Annotated in this window: 21 protein-coding genes; 9 read left to right on the plus strand and 12 right to left on the minus strand. The window is 68.4% G+C overall.

The features are described 5' to 3' along the window. Positions 1–213 precede the first annotated feature (213 nt). A complete protein-coding gene (locus tag FA89_RS03025) occupies positions 214–2091 on the plus strand; it encodes a reprolysin-like metallopeptidase (RefSeq protein WP_051938485.1) in 1878 nt (625 codons plus the stop codon). 44 nt (positions 2092–2135) lie between these two features. Here the strand turns inward: FA89_RS03025 and FA89_RS03030 are convergent, their stop codons facing one another. Then, positions 2136–3416 (minus strand): flavohemoglobin expression-modulating QEGLA motif protein, encoded by a 1281-nt coding sequence (locus FA89_RS03030; protein WP_051938486.1) that lies wholly within the window; start codon positions 3414–3416, stop codon positions 2136–2138. Positions 3417–3427: 11 nt separating this feature from the next. Beyond that, entirely contained in the window at positions 3428–4174 is a 747-nt protein-coding gene (locus FA89_RS03035; RefSeq protein ID WP_036138082.1) for an FAD-binding oxidoreductase, read from the minus strand. Positions 4175–4256: 82 nt separating this feature from the next. Between FA89_RS03035 and FA89_RS03040 the strand changes: the two genes are divergently transcribed. From FA89_RS03040 to dbpA, 8 genes are all read left to right on the plus strand, one after another. Further along, entirely contained in the window at positions 4257–5189 is a 933-nt protein-coding gene (locus FA89_RS03040) for an ABC transporter ATP-binding protein (protein WP_036138085.1), read from the plus strand. Continuing rightward, entirely contained in the window at positions 5186–5959 is a 774-nt protein-coding gene (locus tag FA89_RS03045) for an ABC transporter permease (RefSeq protein ID WP_036138087.1), read from the plus strand. Before FA89_RS03040 ends, FA89_RS03045 begins: the two co-directional genes overlap by 4 nt. Before the next feature lie 4 nt (positions 5960–5963). Next, positions 5964–6683 (plus strand): pseudouridine synthase, encoded by a 720-nt coding sequence (locus FA89_RS03050; protein WP_036138089.1) that lies wholly within the window; start codon positions 5964–5966, stop codon positions 6681–6683. A 138-nt stretch (positions 6684–6821) separates the two neighbouring features. Further along, positions 6822–7952, plus strand: a complete 1131-nt coding sequence (locus tag FA89_RS03055) for a hypothetical protein (protein ID WP_036138091.1) — start codon at positions 6822–6824, stop codon at positions 7950–7952. Further along, positions 7949–8941 carry a hypothetical protein gene (locus FA89_RS03060; RefSeq protein WP_036138093.1) on the plus strand — a complete coding sequence of 331 codons (993 nt, stop codon included), beginning with the start codon at positions 7949–7951 and terminating at the stop codon, positions 8939–8941. The genes FA89_RS03055 and FA89_RS03060 overlap by 4 nt, the downstream gene beginning before the upstream one ends. Positions 8942–8952: 11 nt before the next feature. Beyond that, complete coding sequence (locus FA89_RS03065; protein ID WP_036138094.1) at positions 8953–10047, plus strand: hypothetical protein; 1095 nt, start codon at positions 8953–8955, stop codon at positions 10045–10047. 11 nt (positions 10048–10058) lie between these two features. Next, positions 10059–11132, plus strand: coding sequence for a hypothetical protein (locus FA89_RS03070; protein WP_036138097.1), 1074 nt, complete (start codon positions 10059–10061; stop codon positions 11130–11132). 55 nt (positions 11133–11187) lie between these two features. After that, complete coding sequence (gene dbpA, locus FA89_RS03075) at positions 11188–12564, plus strand: ATP-dependent RNA helicase DbpA (protein WP_036143558.1); 1377 nt, start codon at positions 11188–11190, stop codon at positions 12562–12564. Between the two features lie 16 nt (positions 12565–12580). Here the strand turns inward: dbpA and FA89_RS03080 are convergent, their stop codons facing one another. The 10 genes from FA89_RS03080 to FA89_RS03130 form a co-directional block, all read right to left on the minus strand. Continuing rightward, on the minus strand, positions 12581–13429 hold the full coding sequence (locus FA89_RS03080; protein ID WP_036138100.1) for a hypothetical protein: 849 nt from the start codon (positions 13427–13429) through the stop codon (positions 12581–12583). Then, the gene (locus FA89_RS03085; protein WP_185754212.1) at positions 13426–14625 is read right to left on the minus strand and encodes a hypothetical protein; all 1200 of its coding nucleotides are present in this window, start codon (positions 14623–14625) and stop codon (positions 13426–13428) included. Before FA89_RS03085 ends, FA89_RS03080 begins: the two co-directional genes overlap by 4 nt. A 106-nt stretch (positions 14626–14731) precedes the next feature. Further along, entirely contained in the window at positions 14732–17242 is a 2511-nt protein-coding gene (gene hrpB / locus FA89_RS03090) for an ATP-dependent helicase HrpB (RefSeq protein WP_036138104.1), read from the minus strand. Positions 17243–17300: 58 nt separating this feature from the next. Continuing rightward, positions 17301–19490: a type II secretion system secretin GspD gene (gene gspD, locus FA89_RS03095; RefSeq protein ID WP_051938487.1), complete on the minus strand. Its 2190-nt coding sequence runs from the start codon at positions 19488–19490 to the stop codon at positions 17301–17303. Between the two features lie 39 nt (positions 19491–19529). Continuing rightward, positions 19530–20309 carry a hypothetical protein gene (locus FA89_RS19080; protein WP_051938488.1) on the minus strand — a complete coding sequence of 260 codons (780 nt, stop codon included), beginning with the start codon at positions 20307–20309 and terminating at the stop codon, positions 19530–19532. Continuing rightward, positions 20306–22135, minus strand: coding sequence for a type II secretion system protein GspM (gene gspM / locus FA89_RS20850; protein ID WP_343123030.1), 1830 nt, complete (start codon positions 22133–22135; stop codon positions 20306–20308). Before gspM ends, FA89_RS19080 begins: the two co-directional genes overlap by 4 nt. After that, positions 22132–22983: a general secretion pathway protein GspK gene (locus tag FA89_RS03115; protein WP_036138107.1), complete on the minus strand. Its 852-nt coding sequence runs from the start codon at positions 22981–22983 to the stop codon at positions 22132–22134. The genes gspM and FA89_RS03115 overlap by 4 nt, the downstream gene beginning before the upstream one ends. Further along, positions 22983–23648, minus strand: a complete 666-nt coding sequence (locus tag FA89_RS03120; protein ID WP_036138108.1) for a prepilin-type N-terminal cleavage/methylation domain-containing protein — start codon at positions 23646–23648, stop codon at positions 22983–22985. The genes FA89_RS03115 and FA89_RS03120 overlap by 1 nt, the downstream gene beginning before the upstream one ends. Next, positions 23645–24067, minus strand: a complete 423-nt coding sequence (locus tag FA89_RS03125; protein WP_036138110.1) for a prepilin-type N-terminal cleavage/methylation domain-containing protein — start codon at positions 24065–24067, stop codon at positions 23645–23647. Before FA89_RS03125 ends, FA89_RS03120 begins: the two co-directional genes overlap by 4 nt. Beyond that, the gene (locus tag FA89_RS03130) at positions 24064–24504 is read right to left on the minus strand and encodes a GspH/FimT family pseudopilin (RefSeq protein WP_036138113.1); all 441 of its coding nucleotides are present in this window, start codon (positions 24502–24504) and stop codon (positions 24064–24066) included. The genes FA89_RS03125 and FA89_RS03130 overlap by 4 nt, the downstream gene beginning before the upstream one ends. Between the last annotated feature and the right edge of the window lie 16 nt (positions 24505–24520).

Below are 24520 nucleotides of genomic sequence, written 5' to 3' on the forward strand. Positions count from 1 at the left end.
GTGGGGGCTTTGGGGAGAGGGGCCGGCGCGAACGGTACCGCGCGCCGGCAGCACACGATGTTAGCACCGCGACCGCGACGATCCTGCCTCGGGGTGTGTTGCATTGCGACATCCAGTGATATGAAAAACCTACGGTTGCTTCTCTGTAAAGCCGACAGACCCACCGCCCCGACCGACCTACGGTGACCGGCCCACGCCATCACACGGACTGTCATGAAACGTCTCGTCGCCGCCGCCATGCATGCCTGCATCATCCTTCCCGCGCTCGCCATCGCATCGCCGCCACCGCTGGACGAAGCAGCGTTGCGACGGCGCCTGCTCGCGCTGCCCACACAGGGCCCGCGCGAGACGGTTGTGGAACTTCCCGTCGAGGACGGCCCTGCCTGGCCGTTCCGGATACGTGCCTCCGGCACGCTGCCGCCCGCGCTGCTCAAGCGCTATCCCGGGCTGCGCAGCTTCCGCGGCGCCGACGACAAGGGCCGTACGCTTCGCCTCGACCTTTCGCCTTCCGGGGTGCGGGCCAGCGTGCGCGACGGCGGAACCACATGGACGTTCCGACCCGGGCAGCCGGTGCGACGCGAGCGAACGGGGTACACCGGCCCGGAGGCGCATGTCGGAGCCATTCCCGGCTCGACGACCGGCACGCCCGCGGACCCGGCCATGAGCGGCGCGCCGGTCACGGCCACCCTGGCCCACGGCGCCGGTGCGATTCGTCACGATTTCCGCCTGGCGGTGGCCGCCGGCAGCCGCTATGTCGCCAGCACGGGCGGCACGATGACCACCGCGCTCGCGGAGATCGCCCATGCGGTCAACCAGGCGAACGAGGTATTCGAGACGGACGTCGGTGTGCACTTCACCCTGGTCGACCGCAACGACCGGATCATCCGGCCCGATCCGGAACGCGACCCGTTCGAAACCCATGACCCCGGCATGGCCGCGGTCATGCTGATCGACCGGGACATCGGTGCCGGGCGCTACGACATCGGCCACGCCGTCCTGACCTATACGGGCGGCGAAAGCCACGTCGGCACCTCGTGCAGCGACGCGCGCGACGCCGATTTCTTCGCCACGCACAAGGCCGCGGCCTGGAGCGGCCACCCGGCGCCCGCCACGGAATCCTTCGCCACCGGCTATCTCATCCACGTTTTAGGCCGCCAGCTCGGCGCGTGGCCCACCGCCAACGGCTGCCGTCACGATACTTTGGACGATCGGGCCATGGAGCCCGGCGGTGGCAGCACGGCCATGGGCTATGCGCCCGCCGGTTGCGGCGGTGAGGGGCAGTGGTTGCAGACCCGCTCGGACCGCTACTTCCACGCCGCCAGCATCGAGCAGATGCAGGCATGGCTGGCCTCGCGGGGCGGTCGTTGCGCCACCCGACGACTGCGCGACGTCGCGGCACCCTGGATCGATCCCGAATCGCTGGCGGACCGGTCCGTGATACCGGCCCGCACGCCCTTCGTGCTCGACGCGCGCGTGGAGGCCAGCACACCCGATCGCCGCCTCACCTACGCCTGGGAGCAGATGGACCCCGGCACCGGGCAACGCGGCCCCTTGCACGATATGGGCGATGGCCCGCTGTTCCGCTCGTTCCCCCCGGTGGCCGTCAGCTGGCGGGTCTTCCCGCGCATGGCTGCCGTGCTCGGTCACGCGGTCGCCGAACCCGGCGAAACCCTGCCGACCACATCACGCCAGCTCGCCTTCCGCCTCACCGTGCGCGACAACGGCGGCGACAGTGCCACGGTCGCATCGGCCGACACGCGCCTTCGTGTCGTGGACACCGGGCGGGCCTTCGCGGTCGTCGCACCGACGGCAGGCAGCACGGCTCCGGCGGGAGGCCGCTTGCGGGTAGCGTGGGACGTCGCGGGAACCGACACCGCACCCATCTCGTGCCATTTCGTGGCCATCGACCTGTCGCTGGATGGCGGGCTGTCGTGGCTGGCGCCCGCCCTGGCGGTCGACGAACGCAACGATGGCGACGCGGAGGTCACCCTTCCCGCACACCGGGCGACCACGGAGGCGGCCAGGCTGCGCGTGCGCTGCGACTGGCGGCCCTTCTTCGCCGTGTCGCCGGGCGATTTCCGCATCCGATGAACAGGCAGGCCCATGCCGCACGACCAGGGCACCGCGGGCTGCATTCAGAGGCCGAGCGAGATTTCCTCGGCTTCGACGCCCGCCATGTGGATGTGGTTGACGAACAAAGAAAAAGCCAGCTTTCCGGCCAGCCCGTGCACGTGCTGCATCCAGGGTGGCAGGTAGCGAGGTGCGGCGATGTCGCCGGAGGCGAAGTGGGCCTCCAGGCTCATCACGTCATGCAGCGCCAGCTTGCCCGCGAACAGGTTGCGCAGCAGGTCGAGGCGACGCTGGCGCAGCGCCCAACGGAAGAACGTATGCACCGCCAGCAACCCGGTCAGGTACACGTTGTCCTTGGCGAAGGCCGAACCACCGCCCAGCGGCACGCCACGGAACACGCGCTGCGCGGAGTGGAAACTGTCGGCGACGTTCTGCCCGCACGCCCGGAAATAACGGAACACCTCGACGAAGTCGGCACCGTTCAGCGCCATGTCGATCGCCAGGATGCGCAGGCTGATCCGCTTGAGCCGGGAGATGTCGATAGCGCCCGACATCAGCTCGGCGAACACCGCCAGGCCTTCCTGCGTGGCCGTCACACGGGGCGAGGTACGTGCCAGCGACGCCAGCACGGGCTGCTCCCGGCCATTGAGCGCCGTAAGCGAATGCACGAAGGCTTCATGGGCCAACAGCTGGTGGCGGTCGTATTCGGTGAAGCGGACCCCGCCACGCAGGCGGATACGGGTTGCACCGGCCGCCGCCTTGGCCGTCAACTCAGGATCGACCTCCACGGAGATGACCCCGGGCGAGAAGAAGGCATCCAGCTGCGCGGCCATGTCGCAGCGAAGCTCGTCGGCGGGGATGCTGCCGGAGGCATCCTCGGTTTCCAGGTCGGCACCCAGTTCGTCGGCCAGGTCCACGAAATAGCGCGCCGCATCCAGGTTGCTGCGGTTGCTGCCGGGGATCGCGTCGCCGGGGCGGCCGTACAAGGCCACGGATGCGCGGGTGACGCCGTCCGTACCGGCCGATTCGAGCATCTGCGCGGCGATCCGCCAGGATTCGGCCGTGCGCCGCAGGTAATCGGCGATCGGATGATCCTCGGCGGCTTCCGCCTCGATCGCTTCCAGTTCCGCCCGCGTCTCGTTCAACTGCGGCGGGTGGTAGCGAATGTCGGGAATCGAGAGGCGACCAGCACCGAACTCCGCGATCAGGCGTTCTTCGATCGAGGCCGACCACGACACCGTGGGCAGGATACGGATCGCCCGGACGGCGCCGAGGAGGCGCTGGTCGAGCGCCGCATAGCGCCGCATCTCGGCAGAGAGGTGACGTGGGTCGACATGGGCGTGCATGGACGAAGAGTCTAGCGCGACGAAATGTATTTCTCGCGGCGGATGTGCTGCACCGCCAGGCCGTGGTCCTTCAGGGTGGCGAAGGCGGCGTCCACCATGTTGGGGTTGCCGCACAGGTAGGCGATGTCGTCTCCGGCGCTGGGCTCCAGCTCGGCCAGCATGTCCTGGACATAGCCCAGGCGGTCGTTCGGGCGCGGGTTGGGCCGGGCGCCACGGGACAGGCACGGATGGAACGTGAACCCCTCGTGTGTCCGCGCAAAGGCCTCGAACTCCTCGCCGTAGAGCAACTCGCCCTCGTTGCGGGCGCCGTAGAGCAGCACGAAACGGCAGCCGCGCGAGGCGATCAGGGCCTCGATCTGGGGCAGCATGGCGCGGTACGGGGTAACGCCGGTGCCGGTGGCGATGAGGATGTAGCGCGCGTTGGTGTCGCCCTCCATCAGGCAGAACCGGCCATACGGGCCGCTGGCGTCCACGGTCTGGCCGTGTTCCAGCCCGCCCAGCAGCTTGGTGGCGGCCCCGCCCTCGACATAGCTCACCGCGATCTCGATGCGCCCGGCGGGGCTACCGCCGTCGCCCACGGTGGCGACGGAATAGCTGCGTTTGGTCGGCTTGCCGTCGTCGTAATGGAAGTGGACCTGCAGGAACTGGCCCGGGACGAAAGCCAGCGGCTGGCCGTCCGTCCGCTCGAAGGACAGGTGCCGCACCGCGGGGGCGAGCATGAAGCTGTCGGTCAGACGAAGCTGGAAGGGGTCGGCCATGGAAACTCCCTGTTGACGCCAGGCGACAAAGGGGCCCGGCAAAGCCCGCTATAATAAGCGGCTTGTCATCCCGGCGCAGCCCATGACCACTCCCGCTCTACACGTCCACGACCTCCGCAAGACCTACGCCAACGGTGTGGAAGCCCTCAAGGGCATCTCGCTCACGGTGCAGCCGGGGGATTTCTTCGCCCTGCTGGGGCCGAACGGCGCTGGCAAGTCCACGCTGATCGGCATCCTGTCCTCGCTGGTGAACTCCACCTCGGGCGACGCCGAGGTCTTCGGGGTATCCATCCACAGGCACCGCAGCGATGCGATGCGCCTGATCGGCCTGGTGCCCCAGGAAATCAACTTCAACCAGTTCGAGAAACCGTTCGACATCTGCGTGAACCAGGCCGGCTTCTACGGCATTGGCCGCGCGGAAGCCGCGGTCCGTGCCGAAAAGTACCTGAAGGAACTGCGCCTGTGGGACAAGGCGCATGAGCAGGCACGCACCCTGTCGGGCGGTATGAAGCGCCGGCTGATGATCGCCCGCGCGATGATGAACGAGCCGAAGCTGCTGATCCTGGACGAGCCCACCGCCGGTGTGGACATCGAGATCCGCCGGTCCATGTGGCAGTTCGTCTCGGCCATCAACGAAGCCGGCACCACCGTGATCCTCACCACGCACTACCTGGAGGAAGCGGAGCAGCTGTGCCGCAACATCGCGATCATCGACCGGGGCCGCATCGTGCAGAACACGTCGATGAAGAGCCTGCTGGCCACCCTCGACGTCGAGACCTTCATGCTCGACGTGGCCAGCATGCCCACCTCGCTGCCCACGCCGCAGGGCGTGGTGCTCCGCGCGCTGGACGCCCACACCATCGAAGCCGAAATGTCCCGCTCCCACGACCTCAATTCGCTGTTCGCCACGCTGTCTGCCCACGGCATCACCGTGACGTCGCTGCGCAACAAGTCCAACCGGCTGGAGGAACTCTTCGTCCGCCTGGTGGAGCATGGCCGGGAGAACGCGGCATGAGCGCCGCCCACAACCTCGTCGCGCTGGGCACCCTGGTGCGTCGCGAGATCATGCGCATCGCGCGCATCTGGACCCAGACGCTGATCCCGCCGGCCATCACGATGACACTGTACTTCGTCATCTTCGGCAAGCTGATCGGCAGCCGCATAGGTGAAATGCATGGCTTCACCTACATGCAGTACATCGTGCCGGGCCTGGTGATGATGAGCATCATCACCAACAGCTACGGCAACATCTCCTCATCGTTCTTCGGCGCCAAATTCGGCCGCTACGTGGAAGAAATGCTGGTGTCGCCGATGCCCAACTGGGTGATCCTGCTCGGCTACGTCATCGGCGCGGTGGTGCGCGGCGTCACGGTGGGCGCGCTGGTGCTGGTCATCGCATTGTTCTTCACCGACCTGCACGTGTCGCACCCGCTGATCACCTTCCTCTCGGTGGTGCTGGGCGCCACGGTGTTCTCGCTGGCCGGTTTCGTCAACGCCGTGTTCGCCAAGAAGTTCGACGACATCGCGCTGGTACCGACCTTCATCCTCACGCCGCTGACCTACCTGGGCGGCGTGTTCTACTCGGTTGACCTGCTGTCCGAGCCCTGGCGCTCCCTCTCGATGGTCAACCCGATCCTGTACATGGTGAACGCGTTCCGGTTCGGCGTGCTGGGCGTCAGCGACGTGCCGGTCGGTACGGCGTTCGTGGTCATGGGGGTTTTCGTGGCCGGGCTGTCGGCCGTCGCGCTGCGCCTGCTCGGCCGCGGCGTGGGCATGCGCTCGTAAACCGATGCGCGTCAACAAGTACATCAGTGAGTCCGGACGCTGCTCGCGTCGCGAGGCCGACGAGTTGCTGGTGGCCGGCCGCGTCACCATCAACGACGCGGTGGTCGGCATGGGCGCCAAGGCGCTCGACGGCGACGTGGTCAAGGTGGATGGCGAGGTGGTGGTCGCGCGCACGCTCATCGCCAGCCCCGCGAAAAGCCGCGGCGTCTACATCGCGCTGAACAAGCCGGTAGGCATCACCTGCACCACCGACCAGAGCGTCGACGGCAACATCGTGGATTTCGTCGATCATCCGCAGCGCATCTTTCCCATCGGCCGCCTCGACAAGGATTCCGAGGGCCTGATCCTGATGACGAGCAACGGCGATATCGTCAATGAGATCCTGCGTGCGGAAAACCACCACGAGAAGGAATACCTGGTGGCGGTGAACAAGGCCGTGACCGACGACTTCCTCCGCGGCATGGCGCGCGGCGTCCGCATCCATGGGCAGATGACCCAGCCATGCAAGGTGCGCAAGATCGCGAAGTTCGGTTTCGCCATCGTGCTTACCCAGGGGCTCAACCGGCAGATCCGCCTCATGGCGGCCGAGTTCGGCTACCGCGTCACACAGTTGCGTCGCGTGCGCATCGTCAACGTCAAGCTCGGCCACCTCAAGCCTGGGCAGTGGCGCAACCTGACCGAACAGGAGCTGGCCGGCCTGCTGCCGCGGCGCACGCAGTGGTGAGTCGCGTGTGCCTGCCGCGACATAAGGCGCAGACCGACACATCGGCACGGTAACGGACGACATGTAACGGGCAACCCTTGAAGGACAATGTGTACGCCGTTGGAAGCGGTGCTATGCCCCCCCAAGGATTCCCCCGACATGAAGTCATTTCTCGGGCCAGCGCTCGCCGCCGCCCTGCTCAGTGCCTCGGCCAGTGCAGCGCCTCCCCCAGGCATAGACGCCTACGGCGCCTTCCTGCGTGAACAGATCCACCAGGTAGGCCCCGCCCAGGCGCTCGATACCGACACGGCCCAGTTCGTCGCCCGTTTCCTGGAAACGCCGAACTCGCCCTATAGCGCGCTCGTTGAGCAACCCATGTTCACCAACACGGTCTGGTGGAACAATTACGTCGACACGCTACGGTCCCACGGCATCGACGGCGCCGACGAGGCGCTGGCCACGCTGCAGTGGCAGGGCGGATTTACCAAGGCCCGGCCCGGGCACGAGGTGACGGTGAGTGACGCAGCGGTGCGCGCGTACCGCGGACGCGAGGCCGCCGCCAACGCGATCAAGGCGGGCATCGACCCCGACATATTCTGGCAGGCAAGGGACATGAGCGGCTCGGCAATCACGGCCGCCGCCGGCTATGCACTGGCCCTGCAACTGCTGCGCGAGGCGATGGCCACGCACGACCCCGCCGACTACGGTCGCGCTGCCATCCGGCCGGATGTGCTGACACACTACCTGCGCCAGACCCACCCGGATCGCATCCCGGAAGGCGACCTGCGCTATCTGTCCGACCTGTTGCGCGGTGCCATCCAGCGTCGCGACGTACCGGTCACGGGTACGCCTTCGCAACGACTCCCGGCAGCCTACCGCCTTGCGCGCGTCACCGCCGCGTATGCGGACAGCAAGGGCTATTACAGCAGCCGCGCCTTTTGCGCGAACGACGCCCCCGCCCCTGGGCAGCCTCTCGGACCGGACGCGCTGGAGGCCGACCGCCCGTTGTGCTTCATCGCCGCCACCGACCGTGGTGTGCACGCCTGGTTCCGTCGGCAGTTGCGCATCGACGCGCTGAAACTGCACATCCACGAGAACACGCACCAGGGGTTCGCGCACCTCGCCCACCTCCTGGGTACGGTCCTGATCCTCATGGACCTCGTCTCGTTCGTCGAGATCGCCGACGCTTTCGTCGCCGATCGCCTCGTCGTCGAGGGCAGCCTCGACGACGACACCGCCGCGCTCGCCAGCGAACGTGCCGACCGACTCCTGTGCAGGATATCCCGATGATCCCTACGCTGCGACGCACACGCGTCATCCTGTCAGCCCTCTTCCTCGCCGCGATGCCGTGGAGGGTATCCGCCGGCCTCATCGACATCGAAAAGGGCGAAGGGCCCTTCGTCGTCGATCTCCTCGATGCGGAGGGGCGTCTGTACGTCGATGCCATGCAGGCCATGCTGCTCCGCGAACGTCCAGCTATGGTCAAGTCGGGCACGCGGCGGTTCTTCAAGAACATCAGCGGACGGATGCACGGCGCCACGCTCGCCCGCATCGACTACAGCTACGAGATGAACGGCAGCACCCATGTCCGGTCGTACCATGCACGAAGCGGGCGCTCGATGGCGGTGATCGCCGACCTTGCCTCTGCCAAGTCGAGCCAGGGCGGTTCGTCGGCGACCGAGTCCGGCGACACCGATGCACCGTCCGTCGATAGCGGCGTCACCGACGATGCGGCGCGCGATGCCGGCGAGGCGGTCTTCTATCCCGACGACACCCCGACCAACGTGCGTGTCGCCGCCCTGCCCGACGACGCAAGCCCTATCGAATCGGTGGACATCGGCGACGGCAAATCGCATGCGACCGATGCGGAGATAAAGATCGCCCGCCGTATCGACGCGGACATCCAGCAGGGCATGGTTCCCGGCCACGGCAAGCTCACCGGCTACGTAAGCAAAACCGTGTGCGAGTCCTGCAGGAGCGCGCTGGACGACCTGGCCATGCGCCACGACATCGACGGCACGGTCTACCACCTGATCGAGCCCGGCCCGGCCGGCCAGGGTGGCGCCCGAGGCCGCGAGCCGGTGCCGGACGACGACACGCTGCTCGGACGCAGCCAGCAGTCTTCCCTCGAACTCAAGTCCCGACGCAGCGTCTATGCCAACCGCACCCTGGGCAAGGGCGTCAGCCGTGAACCCGCCTCGAGCTGGATGGATGTCCGCTCGATCGAACGCGCCGAGGCCTCGGCCACGCTCCCCGAGCTGCCCGACGCCTGCGAATGAAGGAGAGCCCCATGCGGATGCATTGTTTCATCGCTGTACTGGCCATCCTGCCGTGCGCGGTCGCCGCGAGCCAGGTCGCCGGGACGGATGTCCTGGCGCAGTGGCAGCGCCACCGTATCGAACGGCTGGGCGGCGGCCACGCCTCGCTCTCACGGCGGGATATCCTCACGCAGCTGCTCGTCCAGCCGTCATCGGCCTATAGCGCGAGCATCGACCAACCGGTGTTCACCAATGAGGTCGACTGGCCCGCCACGCTGGCAAGCACACGGCTGGAAAGCGACGTGGCACTGGGTGCGTTGCGCCGGGAGCTGGGTGTGACACGCGCCCGCCCCCGCCAGGATGTCACCCCCGCGCCGGGGTTTCGCGACGATTTCGTCGCCGCCAACGCCACCAAGGCCGGCGTGGACGCGGACATCTTCTGGCACGTGCTGGACGTCACGGGCTACCGCCACTCGACCAAGGCCGCCATCTATGCCGTAGGGATGCAGATCCTGCGCGCGCAGGTGGCGGCGACCCCGCGCGAAGCGTGGACACCCAGCGGTATCGACCCCACCGTATTCACCCGCGTGATGCGTGCGCAACACATCGACCAGCTGACCGCCTACGACCTCGACTACCTGTCCACCCTCGTCCAATACCGGCTGATCCATCGCCGGTACGGCGAAGCCGCCGGTGACGGACAGCGCAGCCTGCCAGCCGCCTTCAGGGTGGCCCGGGTCGCCGCGGCCTATCGCGATGCGCAGGGGTACGTGGGAGGCCCGCCGTGCACGCGCGATGCCGCGCCCCATGTCCCCGTCGCCGGAACAGGCAACGAGGACGACGAGCGTCCGCTGTGCTTCGTCGCCGCGACGGACCGCGCCGTACATGCCTGGTACGTCGCGGAGTACCGACGCCAGGCCAGGGCCGCACCGCCGCCACACCGCGATACCGGATTGCACAGCCTGGCTGTCGCTGCCGGTCTCGTTCTCGCCCTGGTCGACCTGGCGGGCGCGGTGGAATTCATCGAAGCCTCATTGGCCGACGACCTGGCCACCGCCGAGGCGATCGGCCAGGCCGAGGCGGACGCAGCGTCTGAACCCGCCAACCTGCTTTCCTGCCCTCTCTAGGAGAACATCCGATGCATCGTTTCCTCGTCCTGTCGCTGGTCGGCGGAGGTATCGCACTACACGGTGGCCCAGGGCACGCGACGCCCATGGTCACCGTGGACGCGATGGGGCTCGACCAGGGCAATGTCACGGCACAACTCGAGCGCACCAGCCAGTACTTCGTCAATGCGATGCGTCGGTTGCTGACCGAGGGCTATCCGGACTCGTACCGCGCGATCCGTTGGGAAAACCTCGAGGAAGCCATGAACCGGGCGCGCGTCGCTCGTTTCGAGTACCGCTACACCGTGCATGGAACGGAGTACGTCAGGGTGTACCACGCGCTGGACGGCAAACCCCTGAGCATGGTCGCCGAGGAGGTCTTTTCCGGCCCCACGCCCCGCGGCTCGCCCACGCCGCCTCGATCGCCGGCCTCGCCGGACGGCTTGATCGAAAGCGATGCCGAGACCGCCTCCGGGATCGGCACGGTGAGCGAACACCGCGACATGGTCGCCACGGATATGGGCGACGACTCCCTCTTCGTGGAATTCGACTCACTGAACGTACGCGCGCGCATCCTGCCGGCCGATAGCTCCGTGCTGGAAGGCTACGACGTGCCATCCATGCAGGGCGAACTGGACGCGGAGTTCAAGGCGCTGCGCGCCATCGAGTACGACATCCACGCCCAGGTGATTCCGCGTGGCGGCCGCATACGTGGCGCCGTCGGGGGGGCCACGTGCAGCTCCTGCCGCGACGCCATGCGCGATTTTGCCCGCGCGTACGATGCCGACGTGCAGGTCACGCAGATGTATGGCTCGATCGCCCGCAGCGAACAGCAGGCGCTGATTGCCTCCGGGCGCGCACGGATGCGTGGGCAGATGCTGGTGGACGCCAGCAGCGGCGAGCCCCTGCTGGCACGCGACATCCTCGGCGGGGCCCGGGCCGCGCAGGTCAGACGCGAACTGAGCGCCGGCTCGCTGGGCCGGGCCTTCAAGGGCATGTCGTGGCGGCAGCGCTCCTTCCGACTGGGAACACCCCGTCTTCCACGGGTATCGGAGGGCTCGGGCACGGACGACCCGGCGGGCACCGCCGTCCCACCCGAGTGCTGACGGACAGCGGTTCGGTGGTGGCGGTCGCGGTGGAGCGATGTGCGATCATGCGCGCATGGATACCTTTGCTTCCCTGCCTCTCAAGCCCTCCCTCCTCGCCGCCGTGGAGGGACTGGGCTACGCCGCGATGACACCCATCCAGCGAGACAGCCTGCCGCCGATCCTCGACGGCCGCGACGTCATCGCCCAGGCCCGCACAGGTAGCGGCAAGACGGCGGCGTTCGGAATGGGCCTGCTACACCACCTGAACCCCGACGAGATCCGCCTCCAGGCGCTGGTGCTGTGCCCGACGCGCGAGCTGGCCGACCAGGTCAGCAAGGCGCTGCGCCGGCTGGCGGTCAACATCCCCAACGTGAAGCTGCTGACGCTGTGCGGTGGCATGCCGCTTGGCCCGCAGCTGGCTTCGCTGGAGCATGATCCGCACATCGTCGTGGGCACCCCCGGCCGCGTGCAGGAACACCTCAAGCGTGGCAGCCTGCACGGCGGCGGCATCCGCACGCTGGTGCTGGACGAGGCCGACCGCATGCTCGACATGGGCTTCGAGGAAGCGATCGACGACATCGTCAAGCGCATTTCGAAGCACCATCAGACACTGCTGTTCTCGGCCACTTATCCCGACGACATCCGTACGATGAGCGGACGCGTGCAGCGCGATCCGGTCACCGTCACGGCGGACGAGCCACAGGCCGTGCCGACGATCGAGCAACGCGTCGTCGAGGTCGAGCCCGCCCACAAGGCGGACGTGCTGGCGCGCATTCTGACGCACGAGAAACCCGAAGCCGCACTGGTCTTCTGCAACATGCGCAAGGATACCGAGGGCCTGGCCGCCGAGCTCGATCGTCGCGGCTTTACCGCCCTTGCCCTGCACGGCGACCTGGAACAGCGCGATCGCGATGAAGTGCTGGTGCGCTTCGCCAATCACAGCTGCTCCATCCTGGTGGCCACGGACGTTGCCGCGCGCGGCCTCGACATCGCGGCCCTGCCGCTGGTGGTCAGCTACGACGTCGCGCACGATGTGGATACCCATACGCACCGCATCGGTCGCACCGGCCGCGCGGGTGCCAACGGCATGGCCATCTCGCTGGCCGGCTCGCGCGAGTTGCCCAAGATCAAGGCCATCGAGGAGCGACTGGGGACCACGTTGCCACGTCATCCCGCGCGGGCGCAGGCGGAAGGCAAGAAGGTCCTCAACCTGGCCCCCATGAAAACGCTGGTCATCGACGGTGGCCGGAGGGACAAGATGCGTCCCGGCGACATCCTGGGCGCACTGACGGGCGATGCCGGGCTCGATGCGAAGGACATCGGCAAGATCGATGTCTTCGCCACGCGGGCTTATGTGGCGATCCGCCGCGATCTCGCCAATCGCGCCCTCGAACGCCTGCGTGCCGGCAAGATCAAGGGGCGCACGTTTCGCGTCCGCCCCCTAGGCTGACTGGCGGGCGACCCTGTCAAAGGTCGTTGATCTCGCCATCCCCCGGCGTATCCAGGCAGGCGACGCTCGCCTCCTGCGCCGGCGTTGCCGCCGCCTGGCCGAGCAGGTTCAGCTGGCCACCGTGCACCGCCACCTCGATCGATGTCAGGTGCTGGTGCCGCTGTCGATCGAAGCGTGTATAGGCGGGGCTACCATGGCCCAGGTAGGCCACGTGGACACGGATGCCATGCTGGTCGGATAGCGCCTGCAGGGCGGCCTCGCAGGAGGGGCACGGGGCCTGGCTGGTGTAGCCGTTCAGGTGGCCACCGGCGGCCACCCTGCCCTCACGGATGTCACGCTCGATCCACCGGGCTACCTTGAGCTCGGCATCGCGTTTGCGCGCATCGTCGTAGCGATCACCCTGCACAGGGGACGCGGTGACGTGGCTACCCCGCGGAGGCGCGTCGGCCCATGCGACGACGGGCGTCCCGCGCGTGAAATAGCTTGCGTAGGCGCGGCGTGGCCGTTCGCCGTCGAGCCCCGTGTCGAGCTCGTTGCGCCCGGAGCGGGCGTGGTAGACGCGTTGGTGCCGCTCGCCGTTGACCTCAAACTCGTAGGTGAAGCTGACGAAGGTCGCGGTCTGCCACTGGCGCGAGAACCGCGCAAACTGTGCGGCATCCGGTCGCCGGCCGTCGAGGGCATCGACATACCACGCCTGCGCCGGCACGACGTGTGCGGCGAACGACGCGAGAAGGCGCGCGCCTACACTGTTTCTCGGATCGTCGTGGATGACGCGTTTGACGACGGGCGCCGCCGCGACGGCACCGATAGGGAGCCACAGGGCTGTGCCTAGGGCGACACAGCGGAAGAAGCGGCAGGCGGTCATCGTGTGGTGGTCCGGCAGATAAGGAGGTTGGTGCGCTCGACGAGCCGGTAGAAACCCGTGTCCGCGTCGCGGGGCACGGGGCTGTCGAGGGCCAGTTGGGCTTCGACGACTTCGGCATGGTTCGACCAGTCCAGGGCTTCCTCGGTGTATGCGCCGGCCCAGGCGGGTCGCACGTCGGCGAAGTGATCGATAAGCCGGGCCACCTGGCCGAAGTCGCCGTGGAACGCTTCCGGTGGCTGGGCCAGCTGATGTCGCCGCATGGCCCGATACCAGCGATAAACCGCTCGATCGGTGGCATCGGAGAAGCAGATCGGGCGCCCGAGGTCTTCCGGCAGGGAGCCCGCCGCCTCCTTCCTCGAGCCATCGCTGTGGCAGGCGTCGTAGCCGGCGTTGCTGGCCCGATAGGCCGCAGCGACACGCGCGATGCGCAGCGGTGCTGGCAAGGCGCGCCGTGCGCCGGCTGCCGCGTCGCCGGTGGAACGCGCGGACAGTTCCGCGCGCAGGATATCGGCCAGGTAGACCAAGTCGTGATCGCTCACCTCGTCCAGGGAGCGCGCGGACATCACCCGGCGCAGGGCGTCCTCGTCCACCCCGAAGGCGTCGCGATCGGCCCATGGCGTGGCCTCCACCCATTCATGCAGGGTCTGCAGCGCGACGGCGAACTCCGCGTTGAGCGTAAAGAGGTCATTCCCGCCAAGGGCGTAGGCCTTCTCGTAATAGATCGGGGCGACGCCTGTCTTGTCGAGGTTCGCGGCCACCGCCAGCGTCAGGTTGCCCGGCGTAGGGCCTGGATAATCCGGCAGCGTCTGGTAGCCGGGTAGCGCCTTGTCCAGACCCAGGTCCCACGCGATGGCACGCGCGGTCCGCTTGCTCTCCGGGAACGCGGTGGCGTCCGCCGATTCAGCCCGGTTGCCCGAGAACAGCCGTGGGTGGAGGTCGCTGTAGATCGACGAGGGATCGGCCAGGTACTCCCGCGTCCACTCGGCATCGGGGTGGAAGGGTGAGACATCGCCCAGGTCGTAGGCATTCATCAGGGCCAGGCTGCGCAGGGTCCAGGCGGCATACTCGTTGCCCGGTGGCGGTGGCCGGTGGAAGCGCGCGCCCGTCGGCGTGGCCGCGCTGCCTGACGATGCGGCAAGGCAGGCCAGCACAACACAGACCCGCCACCGGGCACCGGGGTTCGGAACGACAGGCATGGGGCGATCTCCACAGGGGGGAGCGCTATTGAAGCGACCGGCACGGCAGGCCGTCAGCGGGTGCACCCGCAGCAGTGCGTAGGCGAATGGCCCAATCTGGCCTGTGTCAGGTTCCGCGTGGCTTCGCGCGGTGCGTCGCCGTGGCCGTCCAGGGATCATCCGGCCACGGATGACGGGGATAGCGACCCTTCAGTTCTTTCTTCACTTCCGGATAGGTGCGATCCCAGAAGCCCGCCAGGTCTTGGGTGACCTGGATGGGTCGCCCGGCCGGTGAGAGAAGGTGGAGCATGACGGCGATGCGTCCGTCGCCCACGCGGGGCGTGTCCGCCAGGCCGAAGAGTTCCTGGAGCTTCACCGCCAGCACGGGCGGTGCGCCCGGGTCGTCGTCGCGCGCGCCGTACTCGAGGCGGCGGGTCATACCGCTGGGCACTTTCAGGTCCTCGGGCGCATGCGCGTCCAGCGCACGGCGCTGCTCGTAATCGAGCATGCCAGCGAGTGCTTCGGAAAGATCCGAGGCCTGCAGCGCGTCGAGCCGGCGCTTGCCTGTCAGGAACGGCGCCAGCCACGCATCCAGTGTGTCCAGCAGGGCCGCATCGGCGACATCGGGCAAGCCGACGGCCGGATGCCACACGCGCAGGGCACCGATCCGCGCGCGCAGGCGCCTCGCCGTATCGCTCCAGGGCAGGGCCGCGATGCCCCGCGACCGGATGGCGGTCAACAACGCGGGAACAGCGTCGTCGCCACGCAGGGGCAACGGCTTGCGTGAGATCGGCAGGGCGTCGAAACGACGCTCTTCGAAGGCCTCGGCGATCTGTCGCTCGTCGTCCCAGCGCAGCACGCGCTCCGTGACGAAGCGATCGGCATGGTCGCGCTCGAGCACGGCGGCATCGAAAGGCGCCGCAGCATAGATCAGGCTGTCGCGCGCTTCCAGGCGCAGGTCCAGGACGACGATCCACGGCTCGCCGTGCAGCGCGCTGTTCTCGTGCAGCCGCGCGCCGCGCCCGTTTGCCAGGAGGTAGCGCGACGCATGGCCGTCGTCACGCCGAGCCACCCGGTCGGGAAACGCATGCACGAGCAAGTCGCCCACGGCATGGCTGTCCGGCATGCCGCTGGCGGCCGTGCGGACGTCGAGACGACGACGCCATCCCGCGGCGGCTTTTTCGATCGCCGCCAGCGCACCGATGTCCGCGGAGGCGGCACGCGCGCCACGCGCACCCGCGTCGCGCCAAAGATGCAACGCCGCCACCCGCTGACGAAAATCGTCGCTGCGGCCCTCCTCGCCGCGCAGGGGCGAGCGCGCTTCCACCAGCGCGAGCAGGTCGGCCACCAGCGCCCTGCGCCCGGCCGGCGCGCGACATGCGGCCGCGCCCAGCCGGGGGGTGGCCCCCAGCGCCAGCATCTCGCGGCCAAGTCGGCTGAGTGCCGAGGTGGTGTCCAGGGCGCCCAGCCGCTGTAACAGGTCGCGTGCCTGGCCCATCGCGCCAGCGGGCGGCGCGTCCAGCCAGGGCAGGTCGTCGCTGCCCCAGCCAGCCAGTTCGAGCGCCAGCCCGGATAGTTCGGTGTGTTGGATCTCCGCCGTGCGCGATGCTTCGAGGCGGCGGCTCTGCGACCAGAGCCGGTAGGTCGTTCCAGGGGCCACACGCCCGGCACGACCCGCACGCTGGTCGGCGGATGCCTGCGAGATGTGCACGGTCTCCAGACGCGCGAAGCCCGACGTGGGGTCGAAACGTGGCTCGCGCGCCAGGCCTGCGTCCACCACCGCGCGAATACCCGGCAGCGTGACGCTGGACTCGGCCACGTTGGTGGCAAGGATGACCCGCCGTGTGCCGGCATCTGCAGGCGTCAGGGCCAGTTGCTGCTCGGCCAGTGAAAGCTCGCCATGCAGGGCCACCACCTCGAGGGTCTCATCGCGGCGCTCGACCAGGCCACGCGCGCGCTCGATCTCGCGACGGCCGGGCAGGAACGCAAGCACATCGCCTTCGTTTTCCGCGAGGGCCTGCGCCACCACGCGTGCAAGGTGCTGTTCGAGACCCTCCTGCATGCGGGCCGGGGCATACTCGACCCTTACCGGAAAACTGCGCCCCGGGCTGCTCACCCGAGGCGCATCCAGCCATTGCGCCATGCGCTCGCCGTCCAGGGTGGCCGACATCACCAGCAGGCGCAGGTCCGGTCGCAGGCTGGCCTGGACATCCAGCGCCAGCGCTGCGCCGAGGTCACCCGCAAGGTGGCGCTCGTGGAACTCGTCGAACAGGATCGCACCGACGCCGTCCAGCCCCGGATCGTCCTGGATCATCCGGCCCAGGATGCCTTCGGTGACCACTTCGATGCGCGTCCGCGGCCCGACACGCGATTCGAACCGGATGCGATAGCCGACCGTGCCGCCTACGTCCTCGCCGAGTTGCGCGGCCATGAAGGATGCCGCGGCGCGCGCGGCGATGCGGCGTGGCTCCAGCATCAGGATGCGTTGGTCGCCCAACCACGGCGCATCCAGCAGCGCCAGCGGCACCTGGGTGGTCTTGCCGGCGCCCGGCGGCGCCTCCAGTACGAGGCGCGTGTGCGTCACCAGCGAAGCGACGATCCGGGGCAGCAGCGGCGTGATCGGAAACGAGGGAGTCATGCGCTCGACATGGTACGCAAGCCGGCGCCGCGCTGCGCGTTTTATCAGCCCTCTCCCATCACCCTTCTTCCAGAGGTGAGGTGGTCGTCGTGTCGCTGGCGACACGTTCCAGCGGCCGCAGTGAGCGGAACGATCGGCGGTAGTCGTCCAGCACCCGTTTGGCCTCCACGCCGTTGGCGATTACCCGCGGCGTGATCAGTACGACGAGTTCCGTACGCATACCGCCGTTGTCCTGGTTGCGGAACAGCGCACCCAGCAGCGGTACACGCGACAGGCCTGGCACACCACTGCGGTTCTCCGTGTCAAGTTCGCGGATGAGCCCGCCGAGCAGCACCGTCTGGCCGCTCTGTACCGCCACCTGGGTGGTCAGCTTGCGCTTCATGATCGGCAGGTTGGTGGCGTTGGTGTCGCTACCGGCCCGGCTGACTTCCTGGATCACGTCGAGGTAGACCAGGCCGCCCGGATTCACGCGCGGGCGCACGTCCAGGATGACGCCGGTATCCTTGTATTCCACCTGCCCCACGGGATTGCCGCTGCCGACATTCGTGTTCACGTAGGTCTGCGTCACCGGAATCTGGTCACCCACCTGGATGCGCGCCTTGTGGTTGTTCACCACCACCAGCGAAGGTGCCGAGAGGATCTTGGTATGTCCGTTGTGTTCCATCGCGCGCAACGCCACCTGCAACTCGCTATTGACGAACGAGTAGAACAAGGTGTCCGGCCGACCGGTAGGCACGGCACCGATGCCGCCGCCCAGTGCCCACTGCTGCTTGTTGCCGGGTTGCGCCACCCCGCCGTTGCCGCCCGCGAGGCCTTCGAGGTACCACTGCACGCCAAAGCGAAAGGCGTCGCGCAGCTGCACTTCGAGGATGCGTGTTTCGATCTGCACCTGCAGGGGTACCGCGTCCAGGCGCTCGATCGCCTTGCGCACCTCCGCCCACTCCGACGGGCGCGCGCGAATCATCAGCTGGTTGTTCGCGTCGATGGCGGTGACCCGGATGGTGCTGGCGCCCGTGCTGCGGCCCGATCCGGATAGCGAGGGCGCGGCGGACTGGAAAAAGGTGGGATCCTCGGCCATGTCACGGTCGCCGAAGCCGGCGCCGATGCCACCGGCATCCGTGGTTGCCTCGGTACTGCCCAGGCTTTCCGACTCCGGCCCCGGCATCACCCGACCGCCCTGGTCGCCACCGACCGATGCATCGAACACGCTGCCGATGTAGCGCGCCACATCGGTGGCCGGCAGGTTACGCAGGTCGTAGACGAAGAGGCGGGGTTCGTTGCCGCCCCCGCCGTCGATGCGCGCGATCCATTCGCCCACCTGACTGACATGCGATTCCTGTGTACCGATGACCACGATGCTGCCGGTACGCTCGACGGGCAGGAAGCGGATGAGGCCGGCGACCGGACCGCCGCTGTCTTTCCCGAATACCGACTCCAGGGCAGGCAGCAACTCACCGACGGTGGCATGCTTCAGGCTGAACACCCCGACCGACATGCCGGCCACCCAATCGACATCGAACGTGTCGATGGTGGCCTGGTAATTCGCCAGTTCATCGGGCGTGCCGGCAAGCACGAGCACCGGCCTCGCGGGATCCGCGAGCAGCACGGCCTCGGGGAGCACGAACGGTGCCAGCAGCCTGGCCATTTCCGGCGCCGCCACGTGGCGAAGGGTGAAGAGGCGTGCGGACATGCCCGCGGCCGGTGCGCCGGCCTTCAGGCGGGGCACGAGGTGGCCGGCGACGGCCTGCGTCGAAGGCAGCACGTTGTAGCGGCCCTGCTCGTGGACCAGCGCATTGCCCGTCCAGGACAGCAAGGTCTCCAGGATGGGTAGGGCCTGCTCGCGCGTCACGGGCTGCGCCGTGGAGAACGACACGGTGCCGCGCACGCCAGGCAATATCGCGTAGTTGGCCTTCAGCAGGTCGCCCAGGATGGCCTTGACCACGGCCTCCACGGGCTGGTCTTCGAAGTTGAAGGTCACCGCGTCGGTTCCGCTGGCCACGGGGGATGGCACCGTCCGCGCCTGCGGCCTGATGAAGTGTCCGTTGCCGGGCTGGATCGACGGCGCGGCGGCATCGGTGACATCGGCCTCGGGCGGCTCGTTCAGCGGCAAGGGCGCGGGTACGGGCCGTTCGGTGCCGGCCAGCGCTTCGTATTCCAGCGCGTGCGAGGCGAGCCGGGACGAATGCGAGGCGCAGCCGGCCATCAGCAGGGCCGACAGGGCGGCCATGCCGAGTGTGCATGGTTTCATGTGTTGCTCCTCCTTCCTTGGGGGCGCGGAACGCGCCCGCTATTGCGAGTCCTGCGCCTGCGGGTGTTGTTGCTGCTGTTCCATTCGGCGCTTCTGCACCGCCTGCTTGAGTGCGTCGATACGGGCACGCTGCAGGGCTTCGTCGTCCTGACGCGGCGGAGCCTGTCGTGCACCGGCATCGGCCGGACGCGGCAGTGCCGGGCCCGTCATGCCCGATGCCTGCGGTTGTTCGATACGCATGGCGCCCGGGGGCAGCGACGGCGAGGGCGTGGGCTGACCAGGCTGCGCGGGTTGACCTGGCGGCACGCCGGGACGCTTCCCGTCCTTGGCCAGGGCTTCCGGCGCGCTGACCTTCAACGTCAGCTCGCGGCGTTCGCCGCCATTGTCGAACACGGCACTGCGCGGCGTGAGCGAGGCGAGCGTCCAGTGGCCCTCGGCGAGGGGCGAGCCCTCCTTCACGCGCACGGTGACGTCCTTGCCCTTGTCACGCAGCAAGGCCATGCGCAGGCCAGGTGTCATGATGATGCCCGTGAGTTCGAGATCGCCGATGTTGCTGGCGCTGTCGTCGTCGCCCGCCGCCGCGACCGGCTTGCGGTCGGCCATGAACAAGGGCCGTTGCCAGACCTCGACAAAGCGCGCGAGCGGCACCGGCGTCGGCATGGCGACCGGACGGGCGGCAGGCAGTGCCTGCGGATCGCCCGGTGGGTCCCAGCGGACGCCCCGCCCCACGCCCAGTGCGAAGACACACAAGGTGGCGGCAAGCACCAGGGCTACGCCCGCCAGCAAGGGCGTCAGCCGCCGCTGTCCGGCCGCGTTCATGTGGCCGCCTTCGCCGCGCTGGCGGCATGGATGTAACCGGAGACGGTGAACTGGACTTCCATCGGCGCGGCGCCGCCGGCACGCGCCGCGACCGGGTTGCGATAGATGCTGAAATCTTCAATGAACAGGTATGGCGTGGCGTTCTCGATGTCGTGGATGACGGCCGTCATCGGTTGCATCTGGCAACGCAGGCTGATGTTCACCGTGACCTTGCGGTAGGGGTCGCCGGTTTTTTCCTGGCTGGGCACCGGCATTTTCTGCACCACGTCGCAGGCGCCGTCTTCCTTGTGCGCAGCGGCGACATCGACGATGCGTTGCATGAGGCCCGCCGCCGCGGCGTTGGTATCGTCGCCCGGCAGGAAGGCGTCGCTGCGGGTCTGCCCCTGTTCGAGCGAAGCCAGCCGTTTTTCCAGCTGCGGGCGTTCGGCGATAGCGGCGGCGTAGCGCCGCTGCGTGTCGCGCAGATCGTCCATTTCATCGGCGATGGCCGCTTGCGGGGCCACGAACCACCAGTGGATGAAGATGAAGTAGGCAAGGACGAGCACGACCAGCGCGAGCAGGATGGCGGCGATGCGCGATTCGGCGGGCTTAAGGCGCATGGGGGCCTCCCTGGCGGTGGACGCGGCGGCGGCGCCGCGCGCGCCACCCTGCGTGGATGTACCCGTGGTGCCGGCACGGGCGGGACCCGCAGATGCAGCGGGGGCCGCCGGCTTGGGGATGATCGCCTTGGCCTGCATGTAGAAGCGCTCCTTGCCCGAGGTGGGATCGGACTGGATCGTGCCCTGGAAGCTGGGATCGCCAATGGTGCGCGCACCCTTCAACGCATCGATAAGGCGCGCCGCCTGGGGGCTTTGTCCCTGGAAACCGAGCTGGCCCGTGGTGTTGAGTGTGAAGCGCTCCAGCCAGGTGTCGTCGGGGAGCCGGCGGGTGAGTTCGTCGAGAACCGGCAGGACGGCCGGCGTTTCGGTTTTTCGACGGGCGAGGAAACCGGACGCACCGGCGCTGTCGGTGAGCTTCTGGCGAAGGGCCTTCACCCGCTGGGCATCGCCCTGCATGGCTTCGACTTCGGCGCGCATCGTCTCCAGCGCGAGGGTGCGGTTGTGCAGCCACATCGCCATGGTGGCGATCGCCAGCAGCACGATGGCCGCGAATAGCATGAGGTTGAGGCGCCGGCGTCGGTCGACACGGCGCGGCGCCCGTGCGGGCGGCAGCAGATCCACCCCCGCGAGGTCGTGGCCCTCGGCGACATCGACACGGTCCGGCATGACACCCAGGCCGGCGAGTTCGTCGAGCAGCGGATCGAGCGCGATGCGCGGCGTGGCCGCCAGCTCGGCGATGAAACGGCCCTCGGTGCCGGCAGCGCCGATCTCGCGTACGCCGTAGTGGATATCCTCTGCGCGAAACGGGGTTTGCCGGTCCAGGTCGAACCCGACCACCTGACGCAGGTTGTCGCGCGCCGCGAGCGGCAGTACCAGCCGACGGCGCATCACCTGGGCCGCGGGCAGCACCAGGGCGACGCGGCGGTCGGCGGGATCGGCCTCGGCCAGCGCCCCGGCCAGCACGGCGGCGCGGTGCTCCGGTGTGTCGGCGTCGGCGGCCTCGGCCACGGGAAGGGACTCGCCCGCGCGGCGCATCTGCCAGCCGGTGTCGTGACGCTCCACCGCGTACCAGCGCTCGCCACCGGCGAAGGCTTCGCGCCAGCGGACGGGCATGAGGGCGGCCAGTTCGCCGCCCCACCAGCGCAACAGCCCGGGCAACGCACTGCCCCGCCAGGCGCGACGGAAGCGCTCGAGCTGCAACTGGGAGGCGTCCTGCAAAGCGCTCATTCCTCGTCTCCTTCGCGCCAACGCAATACCGCGTAGGGCTGGTTTCCGGATCTTATCCCACGCAGTCGGATCGTCGCTGTAAGGGAACTCCGAGTCCCGTCGTCAAGGATCGCCTGCGCACGTATCGTGTGCGTGACACCGTTGCCTCCGGCCGCCACGGCACCCGTGGCTTGCCCGCGCGCGGCAAGGACCGCGGCGGCACCGGCGGTGCCCATGCCCGGAATCGCGGCAAGGGCCAGCGGCGGCGCGTGCTCGGTGTTCGGCCGTTCGCGGCCCGACCAGATCGTCAGCACGGGAGCCACCTGTGTCCACAGGGCCGCATCCATGCCGAGCACCATGCGCCCCTCTTCCACCGTGGCGAAGGGTCCGTTGCGTGGGCCGTAATCGAGACCCGCCGCCTGGTACTGCGGCAGCTTGGCGCCGTTGGGCAAGGCTTCGTCGCCTGCCCGCCGCCAGTCCTGGATGGCCGCGGAGAGCCGGCTCGCCTTGTCGTCGGGCGTGCCCGCCGCCTTGAACAGGCCGGTCAGCACGTCGTCGGAGGCGGCGTTGAGATCGACCTTGCCGTCCTCGTCGATGATGGTGAGGGTGACCTTGGCATCGTCGAACGTGAACAGGTACGGCCGGCCGTCCGCTACCCAGCGCGAATCGATATCGGGCGATTGAAGCGCCTGGATGGCACGTACCAGGCCCGCCTCGGCCGCGTAGTGCGCACGTGTCTGGGCGAACTGATAGCGGGCCTGAAGCCCCTCGGTGCGGGCCAGTGCCGCGAAGCCGCCCAGCATGATGGCCAGCAGCGTGCAGCCCCATAGCACGATCAGCAGGGCGACGCCGCGTTGCCTGCGCCGCATCACCGGAGCACCGGCCCGCGCCCGCCACGCGTCAGTGAGAACCCATTGCGCGACGCCGTGGGATCGAGTCGGATGGGGGCGACCAGGGTCGGAAAGACCACGTTGCTGCCCACATCGAGCGACAGCCTGACCAACATGGGCGTACGCCGGCCGTCGTCCCAGGTGTCCTGCCAGTCGCCCGGCTGGTTCTTGTCGTCCATGCCGCGATAGGCGAAGGCGCCGCGCCGGATGCCGCGCAGCAACACCTCGGGCTCGCCCAGTGGCTTGGGATCGCCCCCGTTGGGCGGCAGCATGGCCAGGGCCACTTCCAGCCGGTAGCCCTGGTTGCCGTCGCGCACCAGCGACACCGTTTGCAGTTGCGGCCCCAGGCGCGACAGGTAGCCGGGCATCGGCGCCACGAAGCGGAGCGTGCTGGCATCACCGGAGAACACGATGGGATCGCCGTCGTCGGTTTCGCCGAACGGCACGATCAGCGCCTGGGCGATCTCGCTGCGCAGGTAGCCCTGGGCCGAGCGGATCTCGTCCATCCGCTGGATGGCCTGGCCACCGCTGCGCACGATGCGCGACGCGGTGCTGATCCCGGAATACACACCCAACAGCACGATGGTCAGCAGCGCGAGCGCGGCCAGCACCTCCATCAGGCTGAAACCCTGCTGCCGCCTCATGGCGAGGCATCCTGGTTGGGGTTGCCCATGCGCAGCGTGGCGAAGCGCGCATGTCGCTCGCTGCCCTCAGGCCCCCACATCACGTCCAGGTCGAGTCGATACAGCAGGGCCGCCGGGCTGACGCCGTCCGCCGCGGGACGATCGCCGGGTGACTGGTAACGGCTGACGTTCATGCGCCAGCGGTAGACATCGTCGATCCGCCCTTCGCTGCTGCCCTCGCGCACGGGCTCCATGACGAAGGCGCCGTCGAGCAGGCTGCGTGCCCGCAACGCTGCCTGCGTGCGCTCGTTCGCGCGCGCGGTCAGGCTCATGGAACTGCCCGCCACCTGCATCAACGCGGAAAAGGCGATGGCCAGCACGGCGATGGCGGCAATGACTTCGAGCAGGCTGAAACCACCCTGGCGGCCCATGCGTGTCATCGGCTGTCCACCACCTGGATGGCGCCGGTAAGCCAAGCCACGTTGACGTGCCACTCGCGCTCGCCACGCGTGAGCGTGATACGGCCACCCGTGGAACTGCCGTCAGGGAAGAAGCGGATGCGTCCGGTGGTGGCGTTGGCCTGGTCTTCGCGTGCGCTGGTGATCGCCACGCGCATGTCCCTGGGCAGGTGCACCACGGGCTTGCCCGGGGCGTGATAGGTGGCCGCGGAGGTATCGACCTCGAGCGCCAGGCTTTCGCCTTTCACGATGGACTGCGCGCGCGTCCAGCGTAGCGCGGCCGCGAGTTCACCGCTGGCCGCATTCACCCGTGCGCTGGCCAGGCCTTGCGTGACGGGAATCGAAACGGCCGCCGCCGCGATCCCGATCAACAGGATGACCGCCAGCATCTCGAAAAGCGTGAATCCGCGCGCGCGCATGGCCGGTCCGGGAATC

The sequence above is a fragment of the Luteibacter sp. 9135 genome, from assembly GCF_000745005.1.
In the GTDB taxonomy this organism is placed as follows: Bacteria; Pseudomonadota; Gammaproteobacteria; order Xanthomonadales; family Rhodanobacteraceae; genus Luteibacter.

Coding starts and splice junctions, on each gene's coding strand:
- FA89_RS03050 (WP_036138089.1), top strand. CDS start 5,964: ATGCGCGTCAACAAGTACATCAGTGAGTCCGGACGCTGCTCGCGTCGC.
- FA89_RS03085 (WP_185754212.1), bottom strand. CDS start 14,625: ATGCCTGTCGTTCCGAACCCCGGTGCCCGGTGGCGGGTCTGTGTTGTG.
- gspD (WP_051938487.1), bottom strand. CDS start 19,490: ATGAAACCATGCACACTCGGCATGGCCGCCCTGTCGGCCCTGCTGATG.
- FA89_RS03030 (WP_051938486.1), bottom strand. CDS start 3,416: ATGCACGCCCATGTCGACCCACGTCACCTCTCTGCCGAGATGCGGCGC.
- FA89_RS03025 (WP_051938485.1), top strand. CDS start 214: ATGAAACGTCTCGTCGCCGCCGCCATGCATGCCTGCATCATCCTTCCC.
- FA89_RS03080 (WP_036138100.1), bottom strand. CDS start 13,429: ATGACCGCCTGCCGCTTCTTCCGCTGTGTCGCCCTAGGCACAGCCCTG.
- FA89_RS03070 (WP_036138097.1), top strand. CDS start 10,059: ATGCATCGTTTCCTCGTCCTGTCGCTGGTCGGCGGAGGTATCGCACTA.
- FA89_RS03065 (WP_036138094.1), top strand. CDS start 8,953: ATGCGGATGCATTGTTTCATCGCTGTACTGGCCATCCTGCCGTGCGCG.
- FA89_RS03120 (WP_036138108.1), bottom strand. CDS start 23,648: ATGAGGCGGCAGCAGGGTTTCAGCCTGATGGAGGTGCTGGCCGCGCTC.
- FA89_RS03130 (WP_036138113.1), bottom strand. CDS start 24,504: ATGCGCGCGCGCGGATTCACGCTTTTCGAGATGCTGGCGGTCATCCTG.
- FA89_RS03055 (WP_036138091.1), top strand. CDS start 6,822: ATGAAGTCATTTCTCGGGCCAGCGCTCGCCGCCGCCCTGCTCAGTGCC.
- FA89_RS03045 (WP_036138087.1), top strand. CDS start 5,186: ATGAGCGCCGCCCACAACCTCGTCGCGCTGGGCACCCTGGTGCGTCGC.
- dbpA (WP_036143558.1), top strand. CDS start 11,188: ATGGATACCTTTGCTTCCCTGCCTCTCAAGCCCTCCCTCCTCGCCGCC.
- gspM (WP_343123030.1), bottom strand. CDS start 22,135: ATGAGCGCTTTGCAGGACGCCTCCCAGTTGCAGCTCGAGCGCTTCCGT.
- FA89_RS03060 (WP_036138093.1), top strand. CDS start 7,949: ATGATCCCTACGCTGCGACGCACACGCGTCATCCTGTCAGCCCTCTTC.
- FA89_RS03040 (WP_036138085.1), top strand. CDS start 4,257: ATGACCACTCCCGCTCTACACGTCCACGACCTCCGCAAGACCTACGCC.
- FA89_RS03125 (WP_036138110.1), bottom strand. CDS start 24,067: ATGACACGCATGGGCCGCCAGGGTGGTTTCAGCCTGCTCGAAGTCATT.
- FA89_RS03035 (WP_036138082.1), bottom strand. CDS start 4,174: ATGGCCGACCCCTTCCAGCTTCGTCTGACCGACAGCTTCATGCTCGCC.
- hrpB (WP_036138104.1), bottom strand. CDS start 17,242: ATGACTCCCTCGTTTCCGATCACGCCGCTGCTGCCCCGGATCGTCGCT.
- FA89_RS03115 (WP_036138107.1), bottom strand. CDS start 22,983: ATGCGGCGCAGGCAACGCGGCGTCGCCCTGCTGATCGTGCTATGGGGC.
- FA89_RS19080 (WP_051938488.1), bottom strand. CDS start 20,309: ATGAACGCGGCCGGACAGCGGCGGCTGACGCCCTTGCTGGCGGGCGTA.